The sequence below is a fragment of the Kitasatospora sp. NPDC001119 genome, from assembly GCF_053598475.1.
The window spans coordinates 56382-77044 of sequence record NZ_JBSFKI010000038.1; the positions used below are offsets into that span (position 1 = coordinate 56382).

The 20663-nt window shown below is 72.2% G+C and carries 10 protein-coding genes and 1 CRISPR repeat array; of the genes, 7 read left to right on the forward strand and 3 right to left on the reverse strand.

The annotated features are described in order from the left end of the window. Positions 1-156: 156 nt before the first annotated feature. Together ACWDD9_RS34715 and ACWDD9_RS34720 are read right to left on the reverse strand one after the other, a co-directional pair. Entirely contained in the window at positions 157-2688 is a 2532-nt protein-coding gene (locus tag ACWDD9_RS34715) for a hypothetical protein (RefSeq protein WP_449813833.1), read from the reverse strand. 640 nt (positions 2689-3328) lie between these two features. Then, a complete protein-coding gene (locus ACWDD9_RS34720; protein ID WP_449813834.1) occupies positions 3329-7102 on the reverse strand; it encodes a hypothetical protein in 3774 nt (1257 codons plus the stop codon). A gap of 188 nt (positions 7103-7290) precedes the next feature. Between ACWDD9_RS34720 and ACWDD9_RS34725 the strand changes: the two genes are divergently transcribed. From ACWDD9_RS34725 to ACWDD9_RS34750, 6 genes are all read left to right on the forward strand, one after another. Beyond that, a complete protein-coding gene (locus ACWDD9_RS34725; protein WP_387736803.1) occupies positions 7291-7479 on the forward strand; it encodes a hypothetical protein in 189 nt (62 codons plus the stop codon). A 267-nt stretch (positions 7480-7746) separates the two neighbouring features. Further along, positions 7747-9366 carry a type I-E CRISPR-associated protein Cse1/CasA gene (locus ACWDD9_RS34730; RefSeq protein ID WP_449813835.1) on the forward strand — a complete coding sequence of 540 codons (1620 nt, stop codon included), beginning with the start codon at positions 7747-7749 and terminating at the stop codon, positions 9364-9366. Next, on the forward strand, positions 9359-9925 hold the full coding sequence (casB, locus tag ACWDD9_RS34735; RefSeq protein ID WP_449813836.1) for a type I-E CRISPR-associated protein Cse2/CasB: 567 nt from the start codon (positions 9359-9361) through the stop codon (positions 9923-9925). The genes ACWDD9_RS34730 and casB overlap by 8 nt, the downstream gene beginning before the upstream one ends. Positions 9926-9993: 68 nt before the next feature. Beyond that, entirely contained in the window at positions 9994-11340 is a 1347-nt protein-coding gene (locus ACWDD9_RS34740) for a type I-E CRISPR-associated protein Cas7/Cse4/CasC (protein ID WP_449813837.1), read from the forward strand. Beyond that, complete coding sequence (gene cas5e, locus ACWDD9_RS34745; protein WP_449813838.1) at positions 11337-12269, forward strand: type I-E CRISPR-associated protein Cas5/CasD; 933 nt, start codon at positions 11337-11339, stop codon at positions 12267-12269. The genes ACWDD9_RS34740 and cas5e overlap by 4 nt, the downstream gene beginning before the upstream one ends. After that, positions 12266-13018, forward strand: a complete 753-nt coding sequence (locus tag ACWDD9_RS34750; protein WP_449813839.1) for a type I-E CRISPR-associated protein Cas6/Cse3/CasE — start codon at positions 12266-12268, stop codon at positions 13016-13018. The genes cas5e and ACWDD9_RS34750 overlap by 4 nt, the downstream gene beginning before the upstream one ends. A 772-nt stretch (positions 13019-13790) precedes the next feature. Beyond that, positions 13791-14306: direct repeats of the CRISPR family, unit length 28 nt; unit sequence ATCGGCCCCGCGCATGCGGGGATGGCCC. Positions 14307-14864: 558 nt separating this feature from the next. Here ACWDD9_RS34750 and ACWDD9_RS34755 read toward each other — a convergent pair. Beyond that, positions 14865-15242, reverse strand: a complete 378-nt coding sequence (locus ACWDD9_RS34755) for a hypothetical protein (protein ID WP_449813840.1) — start codon at positions 15240-15242, stop codon at positions 14865-14867. Positions 15243-15594: 352 nt separating this feature from the next. Here ACWDD9_RS34755 and mobF point away from each other — a divergent pair, with 352 nt between their 5' ends. Beyond that, positions 15595-20643, forward strand: coding sequence for a MobF family relaxase (mobF, locus tag ACWDD9_RS34760; protein ID WP_449813841.1), 5049 nt, complete (start codon positions 15595-15597; stop codon positions 20641-20643). The last annotated feature ends 20 nt before the right edge of the window (positions 20644-20663 follow it).

Sequence of the window (20663 nt, forward strand, 5' to 3'; positions counted from 1 at the left end):
ATCCGGAGGGCGGCGAGGCAAGGCGGCCCGAGCAGCCGCGGAGCGCTGTGCGGACGGTCAGGGCCGAGCTGCGGGAGTTCCGCCGCCGTCGGTTCCGCGGGGCGTCCGATCATGGCGGGCCGGCGCATTCCTGGCGCGGGCCACAGCCTTCAGACCTCAGACGTCACGGCGCCAGCGGTCGCCGGCGAACCGGGTCAGCGCGACCTCCAGGTCGAGCGGCACCACCTCGGTGGGGCCCAGCTCCCACACCCGGACCCAGCCGTCCGAGGTGGTACGGAATCGCGGCGACTCCCGTCCGGGCATCGGTCTCATCACGAGGTAGTACGAGCTGATCAGACCGAGGGAGCCGGTCTCCCTGTTCCTGTGGGACCGGATCCTGAGCACCCGTACCTCAGCCACGTCGTCCCATCGCAGCCGCAGCTTGCGGCCACCGTCGAGTTCCACACCCTCGCCGTTGATGCGCAGCCGCGTCGCGACCACCCGCAGGGCAAGTGCCGCCAGGACGAGGACGCCGAGCGAGCCGAGCAGGACAGGCCCCTGGCGCACCGTCAGCAGCCAGGTCCGGTACCAGTCGTCCCGGAAGCCCGATCCCGAGGACATCGGGGAGACCACCAGGAGGAAGACGGCGACCAGTGCCAACAGTTCGAACGCGAATGCCATCAGGGCCCCGAAGCTCCGCACACTGCTTCTGAGTACCACCTCGTGCGGCCCTGCGGCACCGCTGGGCATTTCGCCCGGCGCCCCGTCGGTGAGCCGTGACCTCAACTCGGTGTGCCGGAACTGGTAGACCCCGCCGACCCGCCGCAGCACGCCCAACCGGCGGCCGTCCTCCAGGAAGCCCAGTACGTCCCGTGGCAGACGTCGCCTCCCCGCCAGGACGAGGCGCGTGGCGGTCCATCGGCCCCACCGGCTGAGGGCCATCAGAACCACGGCCGAGCACGACCAGCTGATGACGAGGCCGCCACCGATGAGCAGCGGATCGCCGTTGAGCCAGTGGAAGAACGCCAGCGAGGTGCCTGCGACGGCCGGTGCGACCAGTGCGGCTTCGACAAGAGCGATCCTGCGTTCGTCGCGCAACAACTGCCTCGGCCTGGCGGCCATGTCCAACTCGGCCGACCGCGTCAGGAGCACACCGGAGAGGACGGGAAGGAAGAGGACGCACAGGCTCGCCGGCGTGCTGCCGGGCAGGGCTATGCCGACGGCTGTGGTGGCAACGGCCGACGCGGCCAGGAGCACCCGGCCGCTGACTCCGGCCGCCGGCCGTCGTGGGCGGTGGTCGAAGCCGCTGAACAAGTGCGGCGTGAAGACCCGCCCGAACGCCGTGGCGATGATGGCGACCGCGGCGACTGCCCCGAGCACTTGGCCCACTCCCGGGATCCCGAGCCCGGGCCGCGGGGGAGCGGCCCCAAGGAGGTCGGCCAGTCCCGCGACCGCGTAGCCGGCCGCCGTACCGCAGGTGGCCACGGCCACGAGGACGACGGCGCCCCAGACGCCCGGCGCGGTCGGCAGGCTCCGCAGCTGCCACCAGGCGATGTCCTGGGTGCGCCGGCGGTGGAGGTCGTCGGCGAGGAAGCGAAAGTACGCGGGCGCGCTGTCGAGCCTCCAACGGCGCACCGGGCCGGGCAGGTAGGACGGCTGCGGCCCCTGCGCGCAGACGGCCGGGATCAGCCCGTCCAGGAGATGGCCTTCGATGTCCGCCTGCGTGGGCAGCCGCGTCGCATCGAGCAGCTCCCGAGGATCGGACTCCTTCGGCGCGTACACCGTCGCCGCGAGCCAGAGCATCAGCGGAGAGGACAGGGCGGTGGCGACCGGGCCCTCGGGGTCGCCCTCCATCGCGTCGAAGAGCGACTGCCAGGGGCCGAGGCGGTCCTGATGGCGCATCTGGGCGAGGTAGGCCCTGCCGGCCTGCGGCGGGACAGGGCGGGCGCGCAGGACGGGCACACCGCGCAGCACCGGCGAGGAGTCCACGGCGTGCTGGTACGCCTCCGGCCGAGACGTCAGAACCAGGGAGTCCTTCGTGCCGAGTGCGCGCTTCAGCGCCTCCATCGCGTTCTCGCGGGCCAGCGGCAACAGCTCGTCGAAGCCGTCGAGCACGGGAACGATCCGCCGACCCCGCACCAGGGACTCGACGGTGGGCCGATCCAGACCTGCGACGCGACCCCCGTACTCCTCGCCGATACGCCTGATGACCCAGTCCTGGATGCTGATCCCCGGCTCCCAGTCGGACATCGACAGGATCACCGGGACGCTCTCCCGTGAGCCGGGGACCCTGGCTCGGGCTTCCAGCAGCTCGACCACGATCAGGACGACCAGGGAGGACTTCCCCGCCCCGCCAGGACCGGTGACCACCAACTGGTGCGGTGCGAGCGCCCGGACCCGAGTGACCACGTCCTCGAACCCGAGCTGCTCAGGCAGCCCCGTGTGCGACTCGCTCCCGTGTGGTTGTTCCAGCTCCCACGGCACCAGCATCGGAACCCGCTCCCGCAGACCGCGGACGTTGGCCTCGTCAAGCCACTGCTCCAGGACCTCGCGGGCCAACCCCTCCAAGGCGTCTTCCTCGGTGTCGGCGAGGGCTGGTCCTCCGTGTCGGGGAGCGGGGGCGGAGCCGAGATAGACGGCGCCGATGTTCTTCGCCTGGATCACGTTCCGGGGCGATCCCGCGTTGTGGTTGTGCACCTCTCCAGTCACGCCGACATGCTGTCAGGCCGGTGTCGGTGCACGAGGGACTTCCGGTGGACCGGCTGGGGCTCCTCGATGCTGTGCGAGGACCGGTTGGAGACGGATGACCTCGGCTGATCGTGGAATTTCACGCCGGGCGAATTTTGCAGTCAACGCGGAGAACACAAATGACTCATATAAACGATCTATAGACATCGCAGGGCCGGGCGTGCCCTGCTCGGGCCGCGGACTCGCGAAGCCCGTACAGCCGATGCAGGCCGAGCTGATGGCAGGCCCCGAACTGACGCCGGACGCACCGCCGGAGCTTCTGCCGCTGGGGTTCTCCGCCGCCTGCTGGCTCGACCTGCGCGCCTGCCCCCGTCGCACCAAGACTCGGTTGGACGGCTGCCCGTGCGACGCCGCGGAGCAATCCCCGCAAGTGCGGGGCCGACGCCGCGAACTGCGGATCGTTCACCAGCTCGTCGGAGCAACCCCCGCAGAGGCGGGGCGGGACGACCAGGGCGCCAACCCCCACCACGACTGCCTGGAGCAACCCATGCGAGCGTGGGGCCGATACCCAGCAGTGCATTATCGGGTCTTCTTGCTGCGTCTGTCGCCCAGGTAGACCTTGGTTGTGACTCCCTGGCCGTTCACGGGGTGGTTTCCGTCGTCAGATGCTTTTTCGGCTGCTGATATGTGCGGCGACGAGTTCGCTCAGGGGGTGTAGGGACTCGGGAACCAACCGCGGCAGCAACGGGATCGCCTGAGTCCAACCGCCGTCGGCGAGCAGCTCCTGGAGAAGGCTCTGGGCTGCCGCCCTGTCTGCGTCCGCGCGGCCGTGACGGTCTCCCCGAGAGTGAGCGTGAGCGAGCGCGAGGCAGAGCTGGACAGTGCTGTCTTCGGGCTCGTCGACCGGCAGGACTGCGGGCGCCCCAGCCAGGACATGGGCGGCAGCAGCCAGTGCAACGGCACGCGCCGTCGGTGTCGGTGCTGCGTTCGCGACGCGCAAGGCACTCGCGGCATCGCCGTCCAGAGCGCTGAGCAGGGCGAGTTCAGCGTGGGGAGTCCGTTCGGGTCGAAGGGAGCGCAGCCACTCGTCGAGCTCACCCGCGGCGCGTCCCGGTGCGGGTGCGCAGCCGAGCCGCCGTAGCAGGGCCAGGAGCACCGTCTCCTCCCGGTCCCAGGTCTGTCGAGGCCCGTTCACGAACTTCGAGGCGAGCCGGATCGTTTCGCTGAGCTCCGGATCCGGTCGCATCGGATCGGGGACTGCGAGCAGCAGTTCTGCCAGCGCCGGGAGTTGGCCGACCGGGCGGCCGGCGCCGATGCGCCGCTGTACCAGCCGGACCGCCGGCCCGATCAGTTCAGCGGCACGTTCCGGATCGTGCCGTGCCAGGCCTGCGGCGACGAGAAGCAGCGCGCGGCGAGCCCGCCTGCCCTGCACCGAAGAGGACGCCTTGGCGTCCGCCGACTCCTCCATTCGGGCCACCGCCAGCGCCGCTTCCGCGTTCCCCGCATGGGCCAGGGCCTGCGCGACGGCTCCTTGCACGGCGAAGTGCGGAGCGGGAGGGATCAGCCGGGCGGCCTCGTGGGCGTAAGCAACCGCCTCCGGTGAACGCCCGCCGAGGGAGCACCCCATGGACAGCGCGGCCAACTGCCGAGCGCGGTCGCCCGGCTCCGTCGAGAAGCTGATCAGTTGTTCGGCCCGCCCGAACTCACCGGCCGTACCGAGCGCCTGGAGCAACTCCTCGGCCGAGCGGGGGCTCAGAACGATCGGAGAGTCGGGGAGCGAGGAGCGGACAGCGGCCTCCACCTGCTCGCGCCCGAGCTCGACGTTGCCGTCGTGCACCAGCTGTTCCGCGTACTGGAGCCGGGTGACCGGACCGATGACGGGCTCGTGGTTCCCGAGCGCCGGGCTTCGGCCCGGAACTGTGGATGGTGAGGGTTCTTCGTCCGCCTGGGCACGAGGCCGTGTACGTCGGGTCGGGGGAGCCTGAGCGAGGTTCCGTTTGGCGTCCCGTTCCTCCTTCAGGGCCTTCGCGCTCGCCTCCACCTTCGCCCGGTGGGCCCGTCGTTCCTCCTTCTTCGCCGCGAGGTGGGCGGCGTGCTCTGCTGCCACCTGTTCGTCGACTGCTGAGAGAAAGGCCTCCGCCCGCTCCAGCTGGTCGTCGCCGAGAACGCCGGTGCGAACCCCCTGGCCAAGGGCGGTCACCAGCAGCTTGGCGTCCAGGTGAGGCGTGAGGCCGGTGCCGGCCGCCGTCTCGGCGCGGACCATACGGTCCATCGTGCCGGAGAACTCGCGTCCCCGGTGGGCCCGGTCGGCTGGGGAGTCCAGCCCGACCAGGGCAGCGTGCAACCGGTCCCGCGCAGTCTTGAGCACGTCCCAGGCCTTCGACCGGCGGCCCATGGTCGCCAGGGCCTGGGCCGCGATGGCGAGAACGTCCACCACGATCAGCCCGTCGGACAGGTCGATGGCCGTGCAGAGGCGTTCGATCCGGTCCAGGTTCGCGACGTTGCGGGAGCCGGAGGTGCGGGCGATGGTCGCCCAGATGTCCACAGCCATGGCCTGGGCCCGAGGGTCGGCCTCGCTCAGCTCCTCCGCATGCTCCTCCAGGACTTCCACGAATCGCTCGCAGCTGCCTGCGGAGAGGAGGACCGCCCCGTCGGCGAGCGCATCCATGTCGGCCGCGTCGCTGAGCACCACGGCTCGGAACAGCGCCTTCGCCTCATCCCTCCTGCCGATCGTGTCCAACGCGCGCGCTGCCTCGGCCACCTCCGCACAGGCGTCCTCGAAGAAGCCACCGGCCCGCGGAGTGAACCGGCCCGCCCGGACCATGCAGTCGGCCGCCTCTCGCGCGATCGCCGTGGCATCGGGGTGCCAGGCGCGTGCCGCTTCGACGGCGACTTCGGCCAGCCGGGCGGCCCGCACCACGAGTTCCGGCTCCGAGCGGGCCACGGTCCAGGCGCGGACGACGTCCCCCAACCGTACGAGGAGCACCGGAGCCCGAGGCGGGACCGGCCCGACCCGGCGCTGCACGAGGTCCATCGCGGCGGCCAGCCGGACGGCGGTCCCGGCCTCCTGCTGTTCAGGGTCCGATACCTCGACTGCCTTGAGCTCGGATTTGAGAAGACGTAGTTGGTCGAGCATGACCTGAGGGCCCAACGCGGCCTCGACCCGCAGCTGTCGCAGCGGGTCAAGCAGGAACCGTCCGCGTTCACCGGCCGTGTCCAGCATCTGCGGATACTCGGTCAGCAGATACGTCGGAGAGCCCTCGGGCCAGCCGGCCTCGCGCCAGCGCTCCGCCCAGGCGTGCAGCCGACGAGTGCAGCGCTCGACGGTGGCCTGGTCCCACTCCCGCCGGATGGCGTGCGGCATGTCGGGGTGGCTCAGCAGGTGGGCCCCGGCCGATTCCTCGTTCGAGACGATGCAGCGACGCCCCCTGCTGTGCAGCAGACCGGTCACGTCCTCGACGGAGGCCCCCGTCAGCTCCGCGAGATCGGCCGCGCGCAGGCCGCCCCCGCCGTCCGTGATGGCGAGCAGGTCGGTGACGGCCCGGCCCAGGTTGGTCGTACGCAGCCGCTCCAGGTCCGCGAAGCCTGCCTGTTCGACCACCTCCGACCAGTCGCCGGCCGCGAGCGGGCGAAGGCACTCGCGCCCGCGCAGCGGATGCCCTTCGGGGACGTCGGCGGGCAGCGGCCCGCTCCGCCGGCTGGAAACGATGACGCGGACGTTTGCCGCAGGAGCGGCCGGGAGGAGTGCGGCGATGCTCGCCACCCCGGTCCCACCAGGCGCCCCGGCCGTCGGCCAGGCGAGGTCCTCGTCCAAGCCGTCGACCACGAGGAGGAGCTGCCGCTTCTGCTTTCGGCTGCGACCTGCGGCCTTCGTGAGCAGGTGTGTGAACTCCGCCTCGTCGGACCGCTTCCGCCGGGGCTCGGGCACCTGGAGCTGCTGGCGCAGGTCGGCGAGGAATCCGGTACGGGTGTTTCTCCCGCGCTCCTCGGACAGGACGCAGATCAGGGGGTCGACGTCCTTCGGTGGCTTCCTCACGTAGTCGGTGAGCAGCGCTGTCTTTCCCACGGGCAGCTGCGCGTGCCACCACAGGTACGAGGCCGCCTGCGGGCTCCGATCACGGACGAAGGCGTCCATCGTGGCGCGCTCGCCCTTCCTGCCGCGCTTCTCCGAGTCGGCTTTCCACTCGTGCCGACCCCTGGTGGTCTCCCCTTGGGCGGCGCGGAGAGCCGCTTCCCATTCCTCGCGCGGATAGAGGTGTTGGCCGTCCGGGTCGTGCAAGTGCTCGATCAGGCTCCAGAAGGAGTCCGTCGCGTGAGGAGCGGCCTTACCGTGGCACCAGCTCCGTAGGACAGACTCCCGCAACGCGCCGTCCGGGACGAGTCGTGCGGCGGCCCGCCGCTTGAGACCGCGGGCGTCGATCGACTCCTGCAGCATCGCGCCGAGGCGCTTGCGTGCCGCCCCGGGCGCCCTACCACTGACCACTTCTGCTCCCGCGTTGGTGAATAAAGGGACCCTGACCAGCGGAAATCCCGCCCGGACGTGGAGGCGCACCGGCACGTCGTCAGAAGCTCGACCCATCGACCGCGGGCCGCAGACGGCCCCCCGACAGAAGGACCTCCCCCATGAGCGTGCTTTCCATGCTGACCCAGGACGCAACCGCGGCCGCGGTGCTGGCCGCCATCGCCGGCCTGCTGTACGGGGTCGTCCTCGCGATCGTGGCCCTCGCCTCGGTCCTGGCCCGGACCCCGGACCGCCGCCGCGACGCCCGGTCCACTCTGGCCATTCTCGCCAGGCGCCGCCAGTCCAGGTGAGCGGGCGCCCGCAGCGCGTGGAGGGCGGCCGCTGCCCACTGCGTCCCGGTGCGGAGTCGCCAGCGATGAGCTCGTAACTCGACAGCAGCGGGCTTTGCCAGGTCGCGCTCCCCGCGTGCGCGGGGCTGTCCCGGTGCCCCGCCATCCCCGACCGGGATGGCGGGGCAATCCGGTCGATCGACCTACACGATCCAATCCGGGGTGCTAGCGTCGGGCTCTGCTCGGGAATGTCAACTCCCTTGCAGAAAACGGCGATCATATGAAGTGATGGGCAGGGCCTTGCCGCCAACGCACCCTTCGGCCCCGGTCGAGCAGCGCCTCAGCTGGGACCCGCGGCGAGAGCCGTGCATTCCCTCCGTGACGCCCGATGGCGCCAGGGTTGCGCTCTCCTTGTGTGAACTCCTCGATCGAGCAGATGATTTGACGACGATCGACTGTCCGACTCCGGGCGAGACCGTTGCCGTCATCGAGTTCGTCATGGCCATCTGCTTCGCTTCCGGTACCTGTCCGACCACGCCCGAGGAGTGGCGGGAGTGGATCCGTGACGAACGCAGCCTCCGCTCCGCCGCCGAGTGGCTGACCGGTGAGCCGGCCGAGGACTGGGACCTGTTCCATCCCGATACACCCCTCGGCCAGAACTCCCTCCTGGCCTCCTCCTTCGACGAGAGCGGCACGGGGACCGCGCAGTTGGTCATCGAGCGGGCCGGTGACTACAACCAGTTCTTCGATCAGCACCACCTGGAGGACGGCGAGCCGCTGCCCGCGGCGGACGCGTTCCGGGCCATGCTCGCCCAGCACGTGTACGGCACGTACGGCAGGGCGAGGATTTCCGGCCGGATCCTCGGGCCTACCGTTACCAACTTGTCCACTGGTCGGTTGCAGGGACGGATCCGGGTCGTTCCCCTCGGCAGCACGTTCGGCGAGACCCTGCGGCTCAACCTCTATCCGCCGGAAGGAGACCCGGGCCGGCTCAACACTTCCTGGACCAGCGGCTCCGTCAACCGCCGGAACTTCGCCGTGCGGGCCTGCCCCCGGGTGCCGCAGAGCCCTGCCGACCTGCACAGCGCCCTCGGCCGCTCCGTCCTGCTGCGACCGAAGCGTGATGCGGATGATGGGATCGTCGTCGACCGCGTGCTGATCGGAGCCGGCGAGGTCCTCGAACTCGACCCGGACCGGCACCTGCAGGACGCCGTGTTCAGCAAGACCACTGGGGGAGAGCTCAAGCCCCTGTGGCCGTCGCCCACGCGCGCCCTCTGGCAGGAGGCCCACGCCCTCTACAGCGCGGTGAAGGACGCGGAAACCGGTCTCTACGCACGACTGCGCTCGCTGCCGCGCAAGCGGGACTCCCAGGGCGCGCCCTACCACCTGTGGGCTGTCGGCCTCGTCTCCAACAAGACGTTGCCCGTCTCCTGGACGGACGGCTACTTCCCCTACGCCCCCGCGATGGAGGCGCAGCTCTACCGCGCGTCCCGGCGGGGCTCGCGCATCGCCGAGTACCTGGCGTGGAGTCTCAAACGGGCGGCGATCCTCGCCTCGGAGAAGGTCCACTCGGCAGCGCGGCCGGCTGACGAGGCCCGGCACATGTCCCGGTTCGACGCGAGGTGGATGTTCTGGCCCGAGGCGGCCAAGCCCTTCGACCAGCTGCTGGAGGCAGTGATCGACGAGGGGTACGACAACCCGGGAGACCCGGTCGCGGCCCTGCTCCTGGAGTACACGCAGACCCTCACCGACGTGGCCCGCACCCACCTCGTCTACCGCCTCGACACCCTCCCGCCCAACGAGCGGGGCTTCCAGGCCAGGGCCGTTGCCCTGAAGCGTTTCGAGGACGACATCAGCCATCCGACGAAGGCCCCGGCCGAACTCCGGGGGGAGACCGCCCATGACTGAGGACAGTCCCCGAGACGGGTACCCCGTCGAGGACGCATTCCCGCACGACAGCACCGCACTGGTCGCCTGGCTCACCACCCTGGTGCGCAACCGCGAGTACGGCACCCTGGCCAACCTGCGCCGTGCCGGGGGCCGGACGAACGCGCACATCCGGGCCGGCTGGTACGGCGGCGACAACCACCGCGACCTGTTCGAGCGGATGGCCTTCCTCTTCGCGCTCTACCACCAGGGCCGTTCGACGCCCGCCTACGGCTACGGAAGCCTCGGTACGGCGGCGGCGCGCATCGGTGACAGCGTGGGGCGGGGCCCGGGCGACCCGGGCGCGCAGCGGCTCGTGGACAGGGTGGTCGTCAGCAGGAGGGTGCCGTGGCGGCACCTGCAGCACACGATCGTCCGGCTGCGGTCCTGCGACCAGCTCCCGCCCTCCTGGGCGCAGCTCACCGAGGACCTGATCCTCTGGAACGACCGCAAGGCCCGCATCGCCTACCAGTGGTCGGTCGACTTCCATGCCCCGCTCCACCGGGGCCGGACGCCCGCCGGCAGCCGGCAGAGCCGGTAGGCCCAGCAGGAGCAGCCGGCCGAGCACGACACGTACACGATCCCGACCGACCATAAGGACACGACCGCGTGACCGCAGACGCCCGAAGCCCGTTCCTCTCGCTCCACCTCCTGGAGACGCTCGTCGCCGTGCTCCCGGTCAGGGACGAGAACGGTCAGCCCAAGTCCCTCGTGTACGGCGGGTTCGAACGGCACATGATCACCAGCCAGGCCCGGCGCCGCGCGGAGCGGGTCTACGCCCGCAACCGCGCCAACGCCGGCATCGGTGCCCTCAAGGGCCGGAGCATGGGCACCCGGACCAGGGAATGGGCACTCCTCACGGCGGCCGAACTCTCCTCCGAGCACGGCTGGGAGAAGGAGGAGGCCCTGACCACGGCCCGTGCCGTGATCGAGGCGAGCGGCCTGAAGTTCGGCGACCCGGCCAAGAAGACGGTGGCCAATCTGACCAAGGTGCTGATCTTCGCGCCCGCCGACGCGGGCACCAGGATCGCCCGGCACATCGCCGAGAACGCCGACGAGCTCCGGCCGTGGCGCGACAGCTACCTCGCCGGCCAGCAGAAGGCCGCGAAGAAGCCCCGCCGCGGAGCGGCGAAGAACGGCGAGGAGCAGGAGAACGGCGAGGAGCAGACTGCCACGGAGCCCGGCACCACAGGCCTCCCGCCGCTCCCCAAGAGCACGCGCAACGCCGTCCTGCTCGCCATCGCGCCCCGTGACGCCGTGGACATCGCCCTCTACGGGCGCTTCCTCGCCGAAATCGCCGATTCGCCGAACGTCGACGGGGCAGTGCAGACGAGCCATGCCTTCACCGTGCACGCCGCGGAGCAGATCGAGGACTTCTACGCGGCGGCCGACGACGCGAAGCTCGACCGCAAGCGCAACGCCCTCAGCTTCCTCGACACGGCGGACGACGCGGGCGCGGGCATGACCGGTTACCAGTCGCTGATCTCCGGGACCTTCTACCGGCACGCCGTCCTGGACCGCCGACAGCTTCGCGCCAACCTCCGGCAGGCCGGAATGGAAGCGGAGGAGGTGGAGGAAGCGGCGACCGCCGCCGAGGCGGAGTTCGTCAACGCCTTCGTCGAGGCCGTCCCGGAGGCGAAGAAGAACTCCACCGCCTCCACTGGCTCGCTTCCGGCACTCGTGCTCGCCTTCGAGGGCGAGCGCCCGTACAACTACGCCGCCGCCTTCCAGAACCCCGTGGACGAGAACCCCGAGAGCAGCGGCGGCGAGGGCCCGGCCGGCCAGGCGGCGGTCCGCCGACTGATGCGGCACCACCTCTTCGTCAGCAAGCGCCGCGACGACCTGCGGTCCGCGCGCGTCCTCACCTACGCTCCGGAGATCGCGGACCTCCTGGAGACGGTCGACCTCTCCGGCGCAGTGGACGTCGTGGACACCATCAAGGGCCTCACCCCGTGACCGAGGCCCCTGTCGCGACCGCTCCCAGTGTGACGACCGGTTCCACCACGACGACCGACGCACCGCAGCACGTTCTGCTCATCAGACTGGCCGGGCCGCTGCAGTCCTGGGGCATCAAAGGCCGGTTCGCCCAGCGCGACACCCACACCCGGCCCACCAAGTCCGCAGTGATCGGCCTCTGCGCGGCAGCCCTCGGCCTCGACCGGGAGGACCCGCTCGACGAACTCGGGTCCGTCCTCTTCGGAGTCCGCGCCGACCGCCCCGGAACGCCGATGCGGGACTACCACACTGTCGGGGGCGGAAAGTATCCCGTCCGCCCCCGCGACCTTGCGACGGACCACCGCCGGGCCGCGGCCCTGGAAGCGCTCGCGCTCGGGGACCAGGGGGAGGGCACGACCGCATCCTTCGGCAGCCATGCGTTGGCATCCTGGTACGGCGCGCCGAAGCGGATCGCGGCGGACCCCCGTTCCGGGGCGCTGGTCGCAGGTGACGTGAGCCGTCACGCCATGATCACCGAGCGCTGGTACCTGTCCGACGCGGCCTTCCTCGTCGGCCTCCAGCACTCCGACCGTGCACTGATCGAACGGATCGCCCACGCACTGGAGCACCCGAAGCGCCTGCTCTGGCTGGGCCGCAAATCCTGCCCGCCCTCGGGCGACCTCTTCGTCGGCATCGCCCCGGGCACCCTGGAGGAGGTCTTCGAAACCCGGGCACTGCTCCCGTCAACCGACGACGGGCAAGCGCCGCCGAACGTCGCCCAGACCCGGTGGGCCTGGATCGAGAGCCCGCAGCCGCTGCCGGGCGTCGGGCCGGTCCGTGACCAGCCCGAACGGTTCCTGGCGAGCGGTCCCGTCCACCGGCAGCGCTGGGAGTCCCGGCACCGCATCACCATCGCCCCACACGCCACCGAATGGGACATCATCCCGTGAACACCCCGCGCACCACCGAGCCCGTACCTGCCCGTACGGCGGCCAGATTCGTCGCCACCCACACTCTGATCACCCTGGACGCCAGGCACCCCTTCACCGCCAAGTCGCTGATCGACGCCCAGGACATGCACCGGACCGTCATGAGCGGCTTCCGCGGCTGGGTCGACGACGGAAGCCGGGACGCCCGCGCCCAGATGAAGGTGCTCTCCAGCTGGACCGTCGACCTGAACACCGCCCGGCTCTCCCTCGTCGTACAGTCCGCCGTCCCCGGCGACTGGAGCGGCCTGCCCCGGGCGGCGCTGGTCGAACCGCCGCACAGCCTGGTGGTGGACCGCACCTTCCGCACCGGGGACCGGCTCGACTTCCGCACGGTCGTCAACCCGGTCAGCAGCCGGCCTGCCGGGCAGCCAGCCGCCGGAGGCGGCCGAGGCGGAAGGGGTGTACGGGTGCCGCACACCCGCCCGGAACACGTGAAGGCCTGGTTCGCCCGCCGCCTCCAGCCGGCCGGCGAACCCGCGGTGGCCCCGGACGGAGTGGTCCGGCTCGGCGTCGACTCGGACATAGAACGGCTCGCCCTCCGCATCCTCCCGAAGGTCTCCAGCCCCGGCCCCCACCGGGGCCTGCTCATCAGCCGGGCCGAGATCCGCGGCACTCTGACCATCACGGACCCGCAAGCACTCACGGCCGCCCTCACCCATGGCTTCGGCCACGCCCGTGCCTACAGCTGCGGCCTGATCCTGGTCCGATGACTGCCTGATGGTGCTCATCGGGGCCGGTCGGACTCGGCCTGGCATCCTGGCCGGTCTTGGAGGGCGGCTACCTCCACAGAAACACCATTATGGCGTGAAATCCCCTTTCTGGAACGGATATCAGCTCAGCCTTCATTCCAATCCGCCAGGCCGACACCCGCACCAGCAGTGTCGCCGAACCCCCGCCTACTCCTCGGAGTAGGTCGCATCGGGATCTCACTAATCGGCCCCGTGTGAGCGGGGTGGCCCCGCCCCGCTGCGCACGGTTGAGCTGCCGTTGTGCATCGGCCCAGCCTTTGGGCGGATGGCTCCGTCGATCCGGAGTTGGTTGCCAACCCAAACGGGTCGTCTCCGCAGGTGCGAGGTGCCCGGCTGGTGAGGTCGAGCCGCGGGCCGATGGCACGTGCATTGCCCGGAGGAGTTCGACGATCCGCTGCTCAACGGTGCGTTGCAGGAAGGTGTCTGCTGCTCTGTCTGTGCGGAGTCGCCCGCAGTGGTCCTGCTCGTCTTTCTCGTCCGCTGCGTCGGCTCGGCCTCTTTGGGGATGGCCCCCTTCTGGACGTGCGCCGGGTCGTGTTTCTCAAGTGGGCCTTGTGCGTGTGGGAATGGCTGTTCGTTCTGACTGCGCGGAGGTGACCCGAGTTGGCCGTCGCGGAACTGCGGGTGCGAGGGGTTCGTTGCCTGCGCGGGTGTGCCGATTGAGGTGGGCATTGCGGGAATCGAACTGAATGAACTGGCATACTCTGCGGTGAAAGACTGCAGGTCAGGAAGTATCTGCCCCGCGCATGCGGGGATGGCCCCGCGATCGTGGCCGAAGGCCAGCCGGCGACATGATCTGCCCCGCGCATGCGGGGATGGCCCCTGCGGCGCGTGGTCCATCTTCCATGGGAACTCATCTGCCCCGCGCATGCGGGGATGGCCCCGGCGCCTACCCGTGGTCGGACTCCCGAGTCCTATCGGCCCCGCGCATGCGGGGATGGCCCCCGGTGGCACGCCGGCGCGCCGGACGACGTCCTATCGGCCCCGCGCATGCGGGGATGGCCCCGACGCCATGAAGAAGATGCTCGGCGGCGCCACATCGGCCCCGCGCATGCGGGGATGGCCCCGCCGTCTACCACCTGCCCGGCGAGCACGTCGTATCGGCCCCGCGCATGCGGGGATGGCCCGCCGGACGAGGCGACAACGGCGGCGTACATCGCATCGGCCCCGCGCATGCGGGGATGGCCCCAGGGGGCAGGACTCCGCCGCCTGACGGCTCTCATCGGCCCCGCGCATGCGGGGATAGCTCCCTGCTCGACGACCCGAACGGCGCGAGCGACCAGTCAGTCCGCTTGCGCGGGGGCGGTTCTGAGTTGGCAGAGGGAGCTGTTGGTCGGCTTCGGATCTGCGCCGCGTGCGTGGGGCGGGTGTCTTGCTGATACGCCTTGGTGTGACGCCCCGTCAGTAGCGGACAGCAGGCCACGTGCTTGCGGGCCATTCCGCCGGTGGTTGTCTGGGGCCGTCGGCCTACGGGAGGTCCTGATACAGAACGGGGCTGCGCCCTACTCGGCCTGTGGGCGGCGGCGGACGTGCGGAACGCGATGCGGGAGGCACAGGGCGGGGCGTGGCCCAGGCGGTGGCTGTCCTTGACGCGATTCGGGTGCCGGTGTCGGCGGACAGCGAGTTTCGCCGGTCGCCCTTCGTCGTAGGTGGTGCCGGTGTCGGCGGTGAGCCCGCGCGTTGAGGGCGTCATGTGGTCGGGGCAGGCCGCCGCGGGGCTGTCGATGGGGTTCGGGGCAGTGCCTCCGTCAGGCCGTGCGAACGGAGGCGGTTCGGGAGGCGTGCGCGGGCTGAGGAGCCTCGGTCATCAAGCGTCGGCCGGCTCGGGTTCCGCATCCTGGCTTTCGCCACTCGCCGGTGCTGCTGTGGGGGAGGGGAAGGTGAGCTTCGCCATGCGTGCGGAGATTTCCTTCCGGCCCTTCAGCGCGGCCTGCACATCGCGCTTGGGGATCCCGGCCGTTTCCGCGAGTTCCTCGATGTCGCCGTCGAAGAGCGGCACGGCCTTCTCCAGTTCCCTTGCGAGCTCTCCCTGGGCCAGCTCGACTCGCTCCTTGGCCCTGTCGATCGCGGTCAGGGCGGAGGTCTGGCGGCTCTGCCGCTGCCGGAGGTCCTCGCGTTCCTGTTCCTGGCGTCGCTTCAGGGTGGCGCGCCGGTCGATCATCTGCTCGTTCCTGTGTGAGGTCATGGCGCGATCCTGGCGTCCCACTTTGCCCGAGTACAGCACCTTCGGGTGAGCCGCCTCGCGTTGTCGCTCGGCAGAAGGAATACGCGTTCCGGAAGTGCCCGATCACGAGCAGATCGGAAGGCGACGGAGCGACGACCAGGAGGGGAGAGAGGCGATCGAGGAAGAGCAGCGGACACGGACGAGATGCCGAAGCGAGAGCGAACGAGCAACTAGCCTGATCAAGAACAGCACACCTCTTGCTATCCGCCGTTGATCCCGAAGGAGCGCGCCAGGTGCCCTGCTCCGTCGGCCGCCCGAGCGACCGGTACATCGCCGGCGCTCCGGTGCGTCGGGACGGCGCCGGGGTCGGCCGGTGATCACCCTTCACCCGATCAGTGCGGGCAGCGGCATCGACTACCTGCTCTCCACCGTCGCCGGCGACGACGTGAGGATCGGTACGCGCGAGCTGGCGGCCCACTGGGAGGGTGGCGGGGACACCCCGGGCGTGTGGCTCGGGGCGCAGGCAGCCGAGCTCGGCATCGCCGGCCGGCGGGTCACCCAGGGGGCTGCCGACGCCCTGTTCAAGGACGCCCTGAGCCCGGTCGACGGCAGCCCCCTCGGCCGGTCCTGGAGCCGTTACCCGAGCGCCGACGAGCTGTACGAGAGGTATGCCGCCGCCGAGCCGCAGGCCACCGAGGAGCGGCTGCTCCAGCTGCGGGCGAAAGCCGAGAAGGAGGGCAACCGGACCGCCCGGTGCGGGTGGGAGATGGTGTTCTCCCCGGTGAAGAGCTTCAGCGTGCTGTGGGGGTGCGCCGGTGACGATGAGCGGGCCCGGCTGGAGGCCGTCGAGGAGCGCGCGTTCCGGCAGGTCTTCGAGCGTGTCGAGCGCGCGGCCTGCATCACCCGGACCGGCCCGACGCCCGCCTCCCAGGTGCAGGTCCGTGCCAGGGGTTTCATCGCCTGCGTGTTCGTCCACCGCAGCAGCCGGGCGGCCGATCCGGCGTATCACCGGCACCTGGCGATCAGCAGCAAGGTGCGGGTGGAGGACGGCCGCTGGCTGGCCCTGGACGCGCGCCATCTGCACCGGATCGCGGTCGCCCTCTCGGAGGCCTACACCGCCGAGCTGGAACGCGAGATGCACGCCGAGTTCGGCATCCGCGCGGGGGCGCGCCAGGACAGCATCCGGCCCGCGAAGCGGCCGGTGCGGGAGTTCCTGGGGGTGCCCCTGAGTGCGGTGCGCGGGTTCTCCCAGCGCCGTGAGGCCACCGAGCGGGCCCTGGCCCGGATGATCGCGCAGTTCACGGTCCGGGAGGGCCGCGCGCCCGAGCGCGCCGAGCAGTACAAGCTGGCCCAGGCCGCCACCCTCGAGTCCCGTCCGGCGAAGACCGCGACGACCGTCGACGGCGAGCGCCGGCAGTGGCGCCGCCGCGCCAAGGCGTACGGCATCAGGCGTCCCGACAAGCTGCTGCGGGCCGCCGCCCGTACCTCCGCCACCCACCCCGCACCGGGCCCCGACCCGATGGTCGTCCCGAAGGCGATCGACGCGGTGCTCGCCGAACTGGAGAGCCACCGCGCCACCTGGACGCGCGCCAACGTCGAGGCCGAGGCGTGCCGACGGCTCACCGCGCTCGGCGCCCACCTGTTCGACGACTACCACCGGGTCCTCGTCCGCGTCGTCGACGGCGTCCTCAGCCCCGTCCGGTGCGAGCTGCTGACCCCGCCCGACGCGGTCCCCCTCCCCGCCGGGTACGCCCGCTCCGACGACCGTCCGTCGCTGTTCGCCGAGGTCGGCGCCCGGGTGTGGACCTCCCACGGCATCCGGGCCGCCGAGCGAAGCCTTGCCGAGGCGTCCACGACGCCTGTGCCGGTGCACCGCCTGACGGCCGGGCAGGTCGACCGGGTGCTCGCGGCCGGCGAGGCCGCGCGCGGTTTCGCGCCGTCCGACGAGCAGCGCGAGGCGGTCCGCCGGATCTTCGGAGCGGACACCCGGGCCACGTGGGTGGTCGGTCCCGCGGGCACCGGCAAGACCACGATCATGCGCCTGGTGAGGGAGGTCGCGCAGGCCCACGGGATCCCCGTCATCGGCCTGGCAGGCGGCCAGGTCCAGGCCGACCTGCTGGCCGCCGAGGCGGGCATCCGGGCGGAGAACATCGCCAGGTGGCGGACCATGTCCGAACGGTACGGGCGGGGCCTGCGCCACTGGACGCTCCAGCCCGGCACGATCGTCATCGTCGACGAGTCCGGCCAGGCCTCCACCACCGATCTCGCCGCGCTGCTCGGCCAGGTCCGGCAGGCCGGCGGGCGGCTGCTGCCGATCGGCGACCCGCGCCAGCTCGGCTCGCCAGGAGCGGGCGGAGCGCTCGCCGACATCGAGGAGACCGTTCCCGGCGCCGTCGTCCGCCTCACCGAGGTCCGCCGCTTCCGCGACCCGGGCGGCAGGGTCCGCCAGTGGGAGGTCGACGCGGCCCGCCTGCTGTCCATCGGCGACGCCGGCGGCGCTTTCGACGCGTACGACCTGCGCGGGCGCATCCACTCCGGCCCGGCCGCCCCGGTCATGCGGCAGCTCTTCGAGGACTGGCGGCGGGACGTCGAGGACGGCCTGACCTCCGTCATGATCGCCGCCACCGGCGCCGCCGTCGCCGAGCTGTCCCGCCTCGCCCGCGAGGACCGCATCGCCCGCGGCCTGGTGGACGACCGGCGCACGGCCGACCTCGGAGACCGCGGGCGCGCCGGTATGGGCGACATCGTGGTCACCCGGGTCAACGACCGCCGCCTCGCCACCGCCGACCGGCGCCAGTGGGTCCGCAACGGCGACACCTGGAGCATCGAGGCCGTCGGCACCGACGGCTCCTTGACCGTGCGCCACCAGCGCACCCGCCGCACCGTCACCCTGCCCCCGGCCTACGTCGCCGACGCCGTCGACCTCGGCTACGCGATCACCTCCGCGCGCTGCCAGGGCGTCACCGTCGACGTCGGCCGCGCCCTGCTCGACACCGGCTGGAACCGCAACGGCGCCTACCCGGCCCTCACCCGCGGCCGCTACGGCAACCACGCCTACCTCGTCACCCAGGAGCCCCCCGACGAGGACAGCGGCGAACCCGGCCGCCCGCACACCGCCCGCGAGATCTGGCACGCCGTCGTCGAACGCGACGGCACCCAGCTCTCCGCGAGCGCCACCGCCCGCCGCCAGGAGGAGCGGGCCCAGTCCCTCGCGACCTCCACCAGCCGCCTCGTCCACGTCCTCGACGAACTCAACGCCGAAGCCGCGCAGCAGGCGGTCGCCGCACTGCTCGGAGGCCGCGCCGCCGCCCGCCTGGCCGCCGCCGAGGCCTGGCCCGCCTTGCGTGCCCGGTGCGCGTGCCTGGCCGACGACGGCTACGACACCGACCGGCTCCTGCGCGCCGTCTGGGCGGACGAGCGGGGCAACGAGACCGACCACCGCACCGGCCGGCCGCTGCGCGACCTGGCGGCCATCGTGGTCGCCCGCCTCGACGCCCTGGTCGAGCACCACGGTGAGCGCTTCCGCCTGCCCGAGGGTGCGCCCCGCCCCGCGACCGCCCCGACCTACTGGGCCCCGCCCTCCGCCCGGCCCGGCGCCGCACTGTTGGAGGCGATGGGCCTGGTGCTGCCTGACGCCGATCCCGGCGACCGGCGCGTCACCCTCGCCCACGACCTCGCCGCCCATGCCACCGTCCGGGCGGAACGCCTCGCCGCCCGCGCCCGCGCGAACGCCCACACCGGCACCGGCTGGGCGGCCGCCTACGGGCCCGAACCCACGGACGCCGACCGGGCCCGCCCGTGGGCCGACCGGATCGCGGCGGCCGCCGCCTGGCGCGATCTGGCCGGCTTCCGCGCCACCCGGGCCACCGGCGACGCCCCCACCGCCGCGCGCACCGAGCAGCGAGGCCTGTGGCGTGCCGCCCAGCTCCTGCCCGACGAGCAGCAGCACGCCGCCGAACTCGCCGCCACCGGCCCCACCTGGCTCGATGTGCTCGGCCCCGCACCCGCCCCGGCCCACCCCCACCGCCCGCTCTGGGACAGGGCGGCGGCGCTCGTCGCCGCCTACCGCGGCCTGTGGGACCACGGACACGAGACGCAGGCGCTCGGCGACCGTCCCGAGGAGCCGATCCAGGCCGCCGACCACGACCTCGCCCGGGAGGCGGTCACCGTCTGGCAGAACCGTCCGGCCCCGACCGTCGTCGACGAGGAGCAGCGACGGCGGGCCACCGCACGTGGACGGGCCGCCCGCATTGAAGCGGCCGAGGCCGCCGACGCGCTGGCCGCCGTCCACGCGGCCCGGCGCCTGGCCGCCCGCGCACAGCAACAGGCCGACGACGAGCGGGTCCGCGCCGCCGCCGCGGGTCGGACGGCCGCCACCGACGACCAGCGGGCCCGCGCAGCCGCCCTGCAGGCACGGGCGGACGCGCACACCGTCCTGGCCGGCCGGGCCGCCGACGCGCTCGCCGCCGCCGAACGGCGATGGGCCCGTACTGCCCCCGACGGCCTGCGGGCCAGGGCCGAAGCCGGCCGCGGCCGGGCCGCCGAACAGCTTCGTACCCGGCAGCCGGCCGAGCCTCCCGACCGGCAGCGCCCTGTCCCGGCCGGCGTTCCCGCCTGGCGGGAACGCCCGTTCGGCGGCTGGTCGGACGCCGAACTCGACGCGGCACTGCGGCACGCCCTCGACCGCGCCGCGCGCCAGGACGAGGCCGCGGCCGACGCCGAGGACCGTGCCACCCGGGCCGAGGCCCGGATGCGCGACGGCGGCCGCATCGACCAGCAGGTCCGGGCGCTCGTCGCCCGCGTCACCGGCGCCGCCCGGCTGCGGGCGGCCGATGCCGTACTCGCCGACCTGACCCGGCGCCGGGCTCACCTGGCCGCCGAACTCGCCGCCGCCGACCCGTCCGGCCGTCCCGCGTTCCCGGGCGGGGAGCGCGAAGACCTCGTCGAGCTGCGGCGCACCCGGCAGGCGGAGTTCGAGGCCCTGCTCCAGGCCGAGCACCACCACCGGCTCCTCCGCGCCCAGGCGCTCGCCGACATCGGCGACCCCGCTGGCGTCGAGGCCGCACTGGACCTGTGGGCACGGGTCGGCGGCTCCGCCGAGGCCTACCGCGACCACCTGCGCCGGATCGCGGACCAGGACGCCCGGCACCACCACCGCACCGCCCACGAGTACCGCGACCGGGCTGCTCGCCTGCGCGTGCGGGTCGGTGCCCTGCGGGAGGAACAGCAGGCGCGTACGGCGATGCGGGCCGGCGAGCGCGCACGCGAGGCGGCCGAACGCCTGCCCGCCGTCCGGCGGCGCCGGGCCGAGAAACGGGAGACCGCCGTGCGCCGGCAGGCCGGGCTGAGCCGGCCGCAGGCGGTGCACCGGTGCGGCCAACGCCTGCCCCACGACGGTGTCCCGCCCTCCTACCGGCCGTAGTGGCTTTGCCCACTACTCAC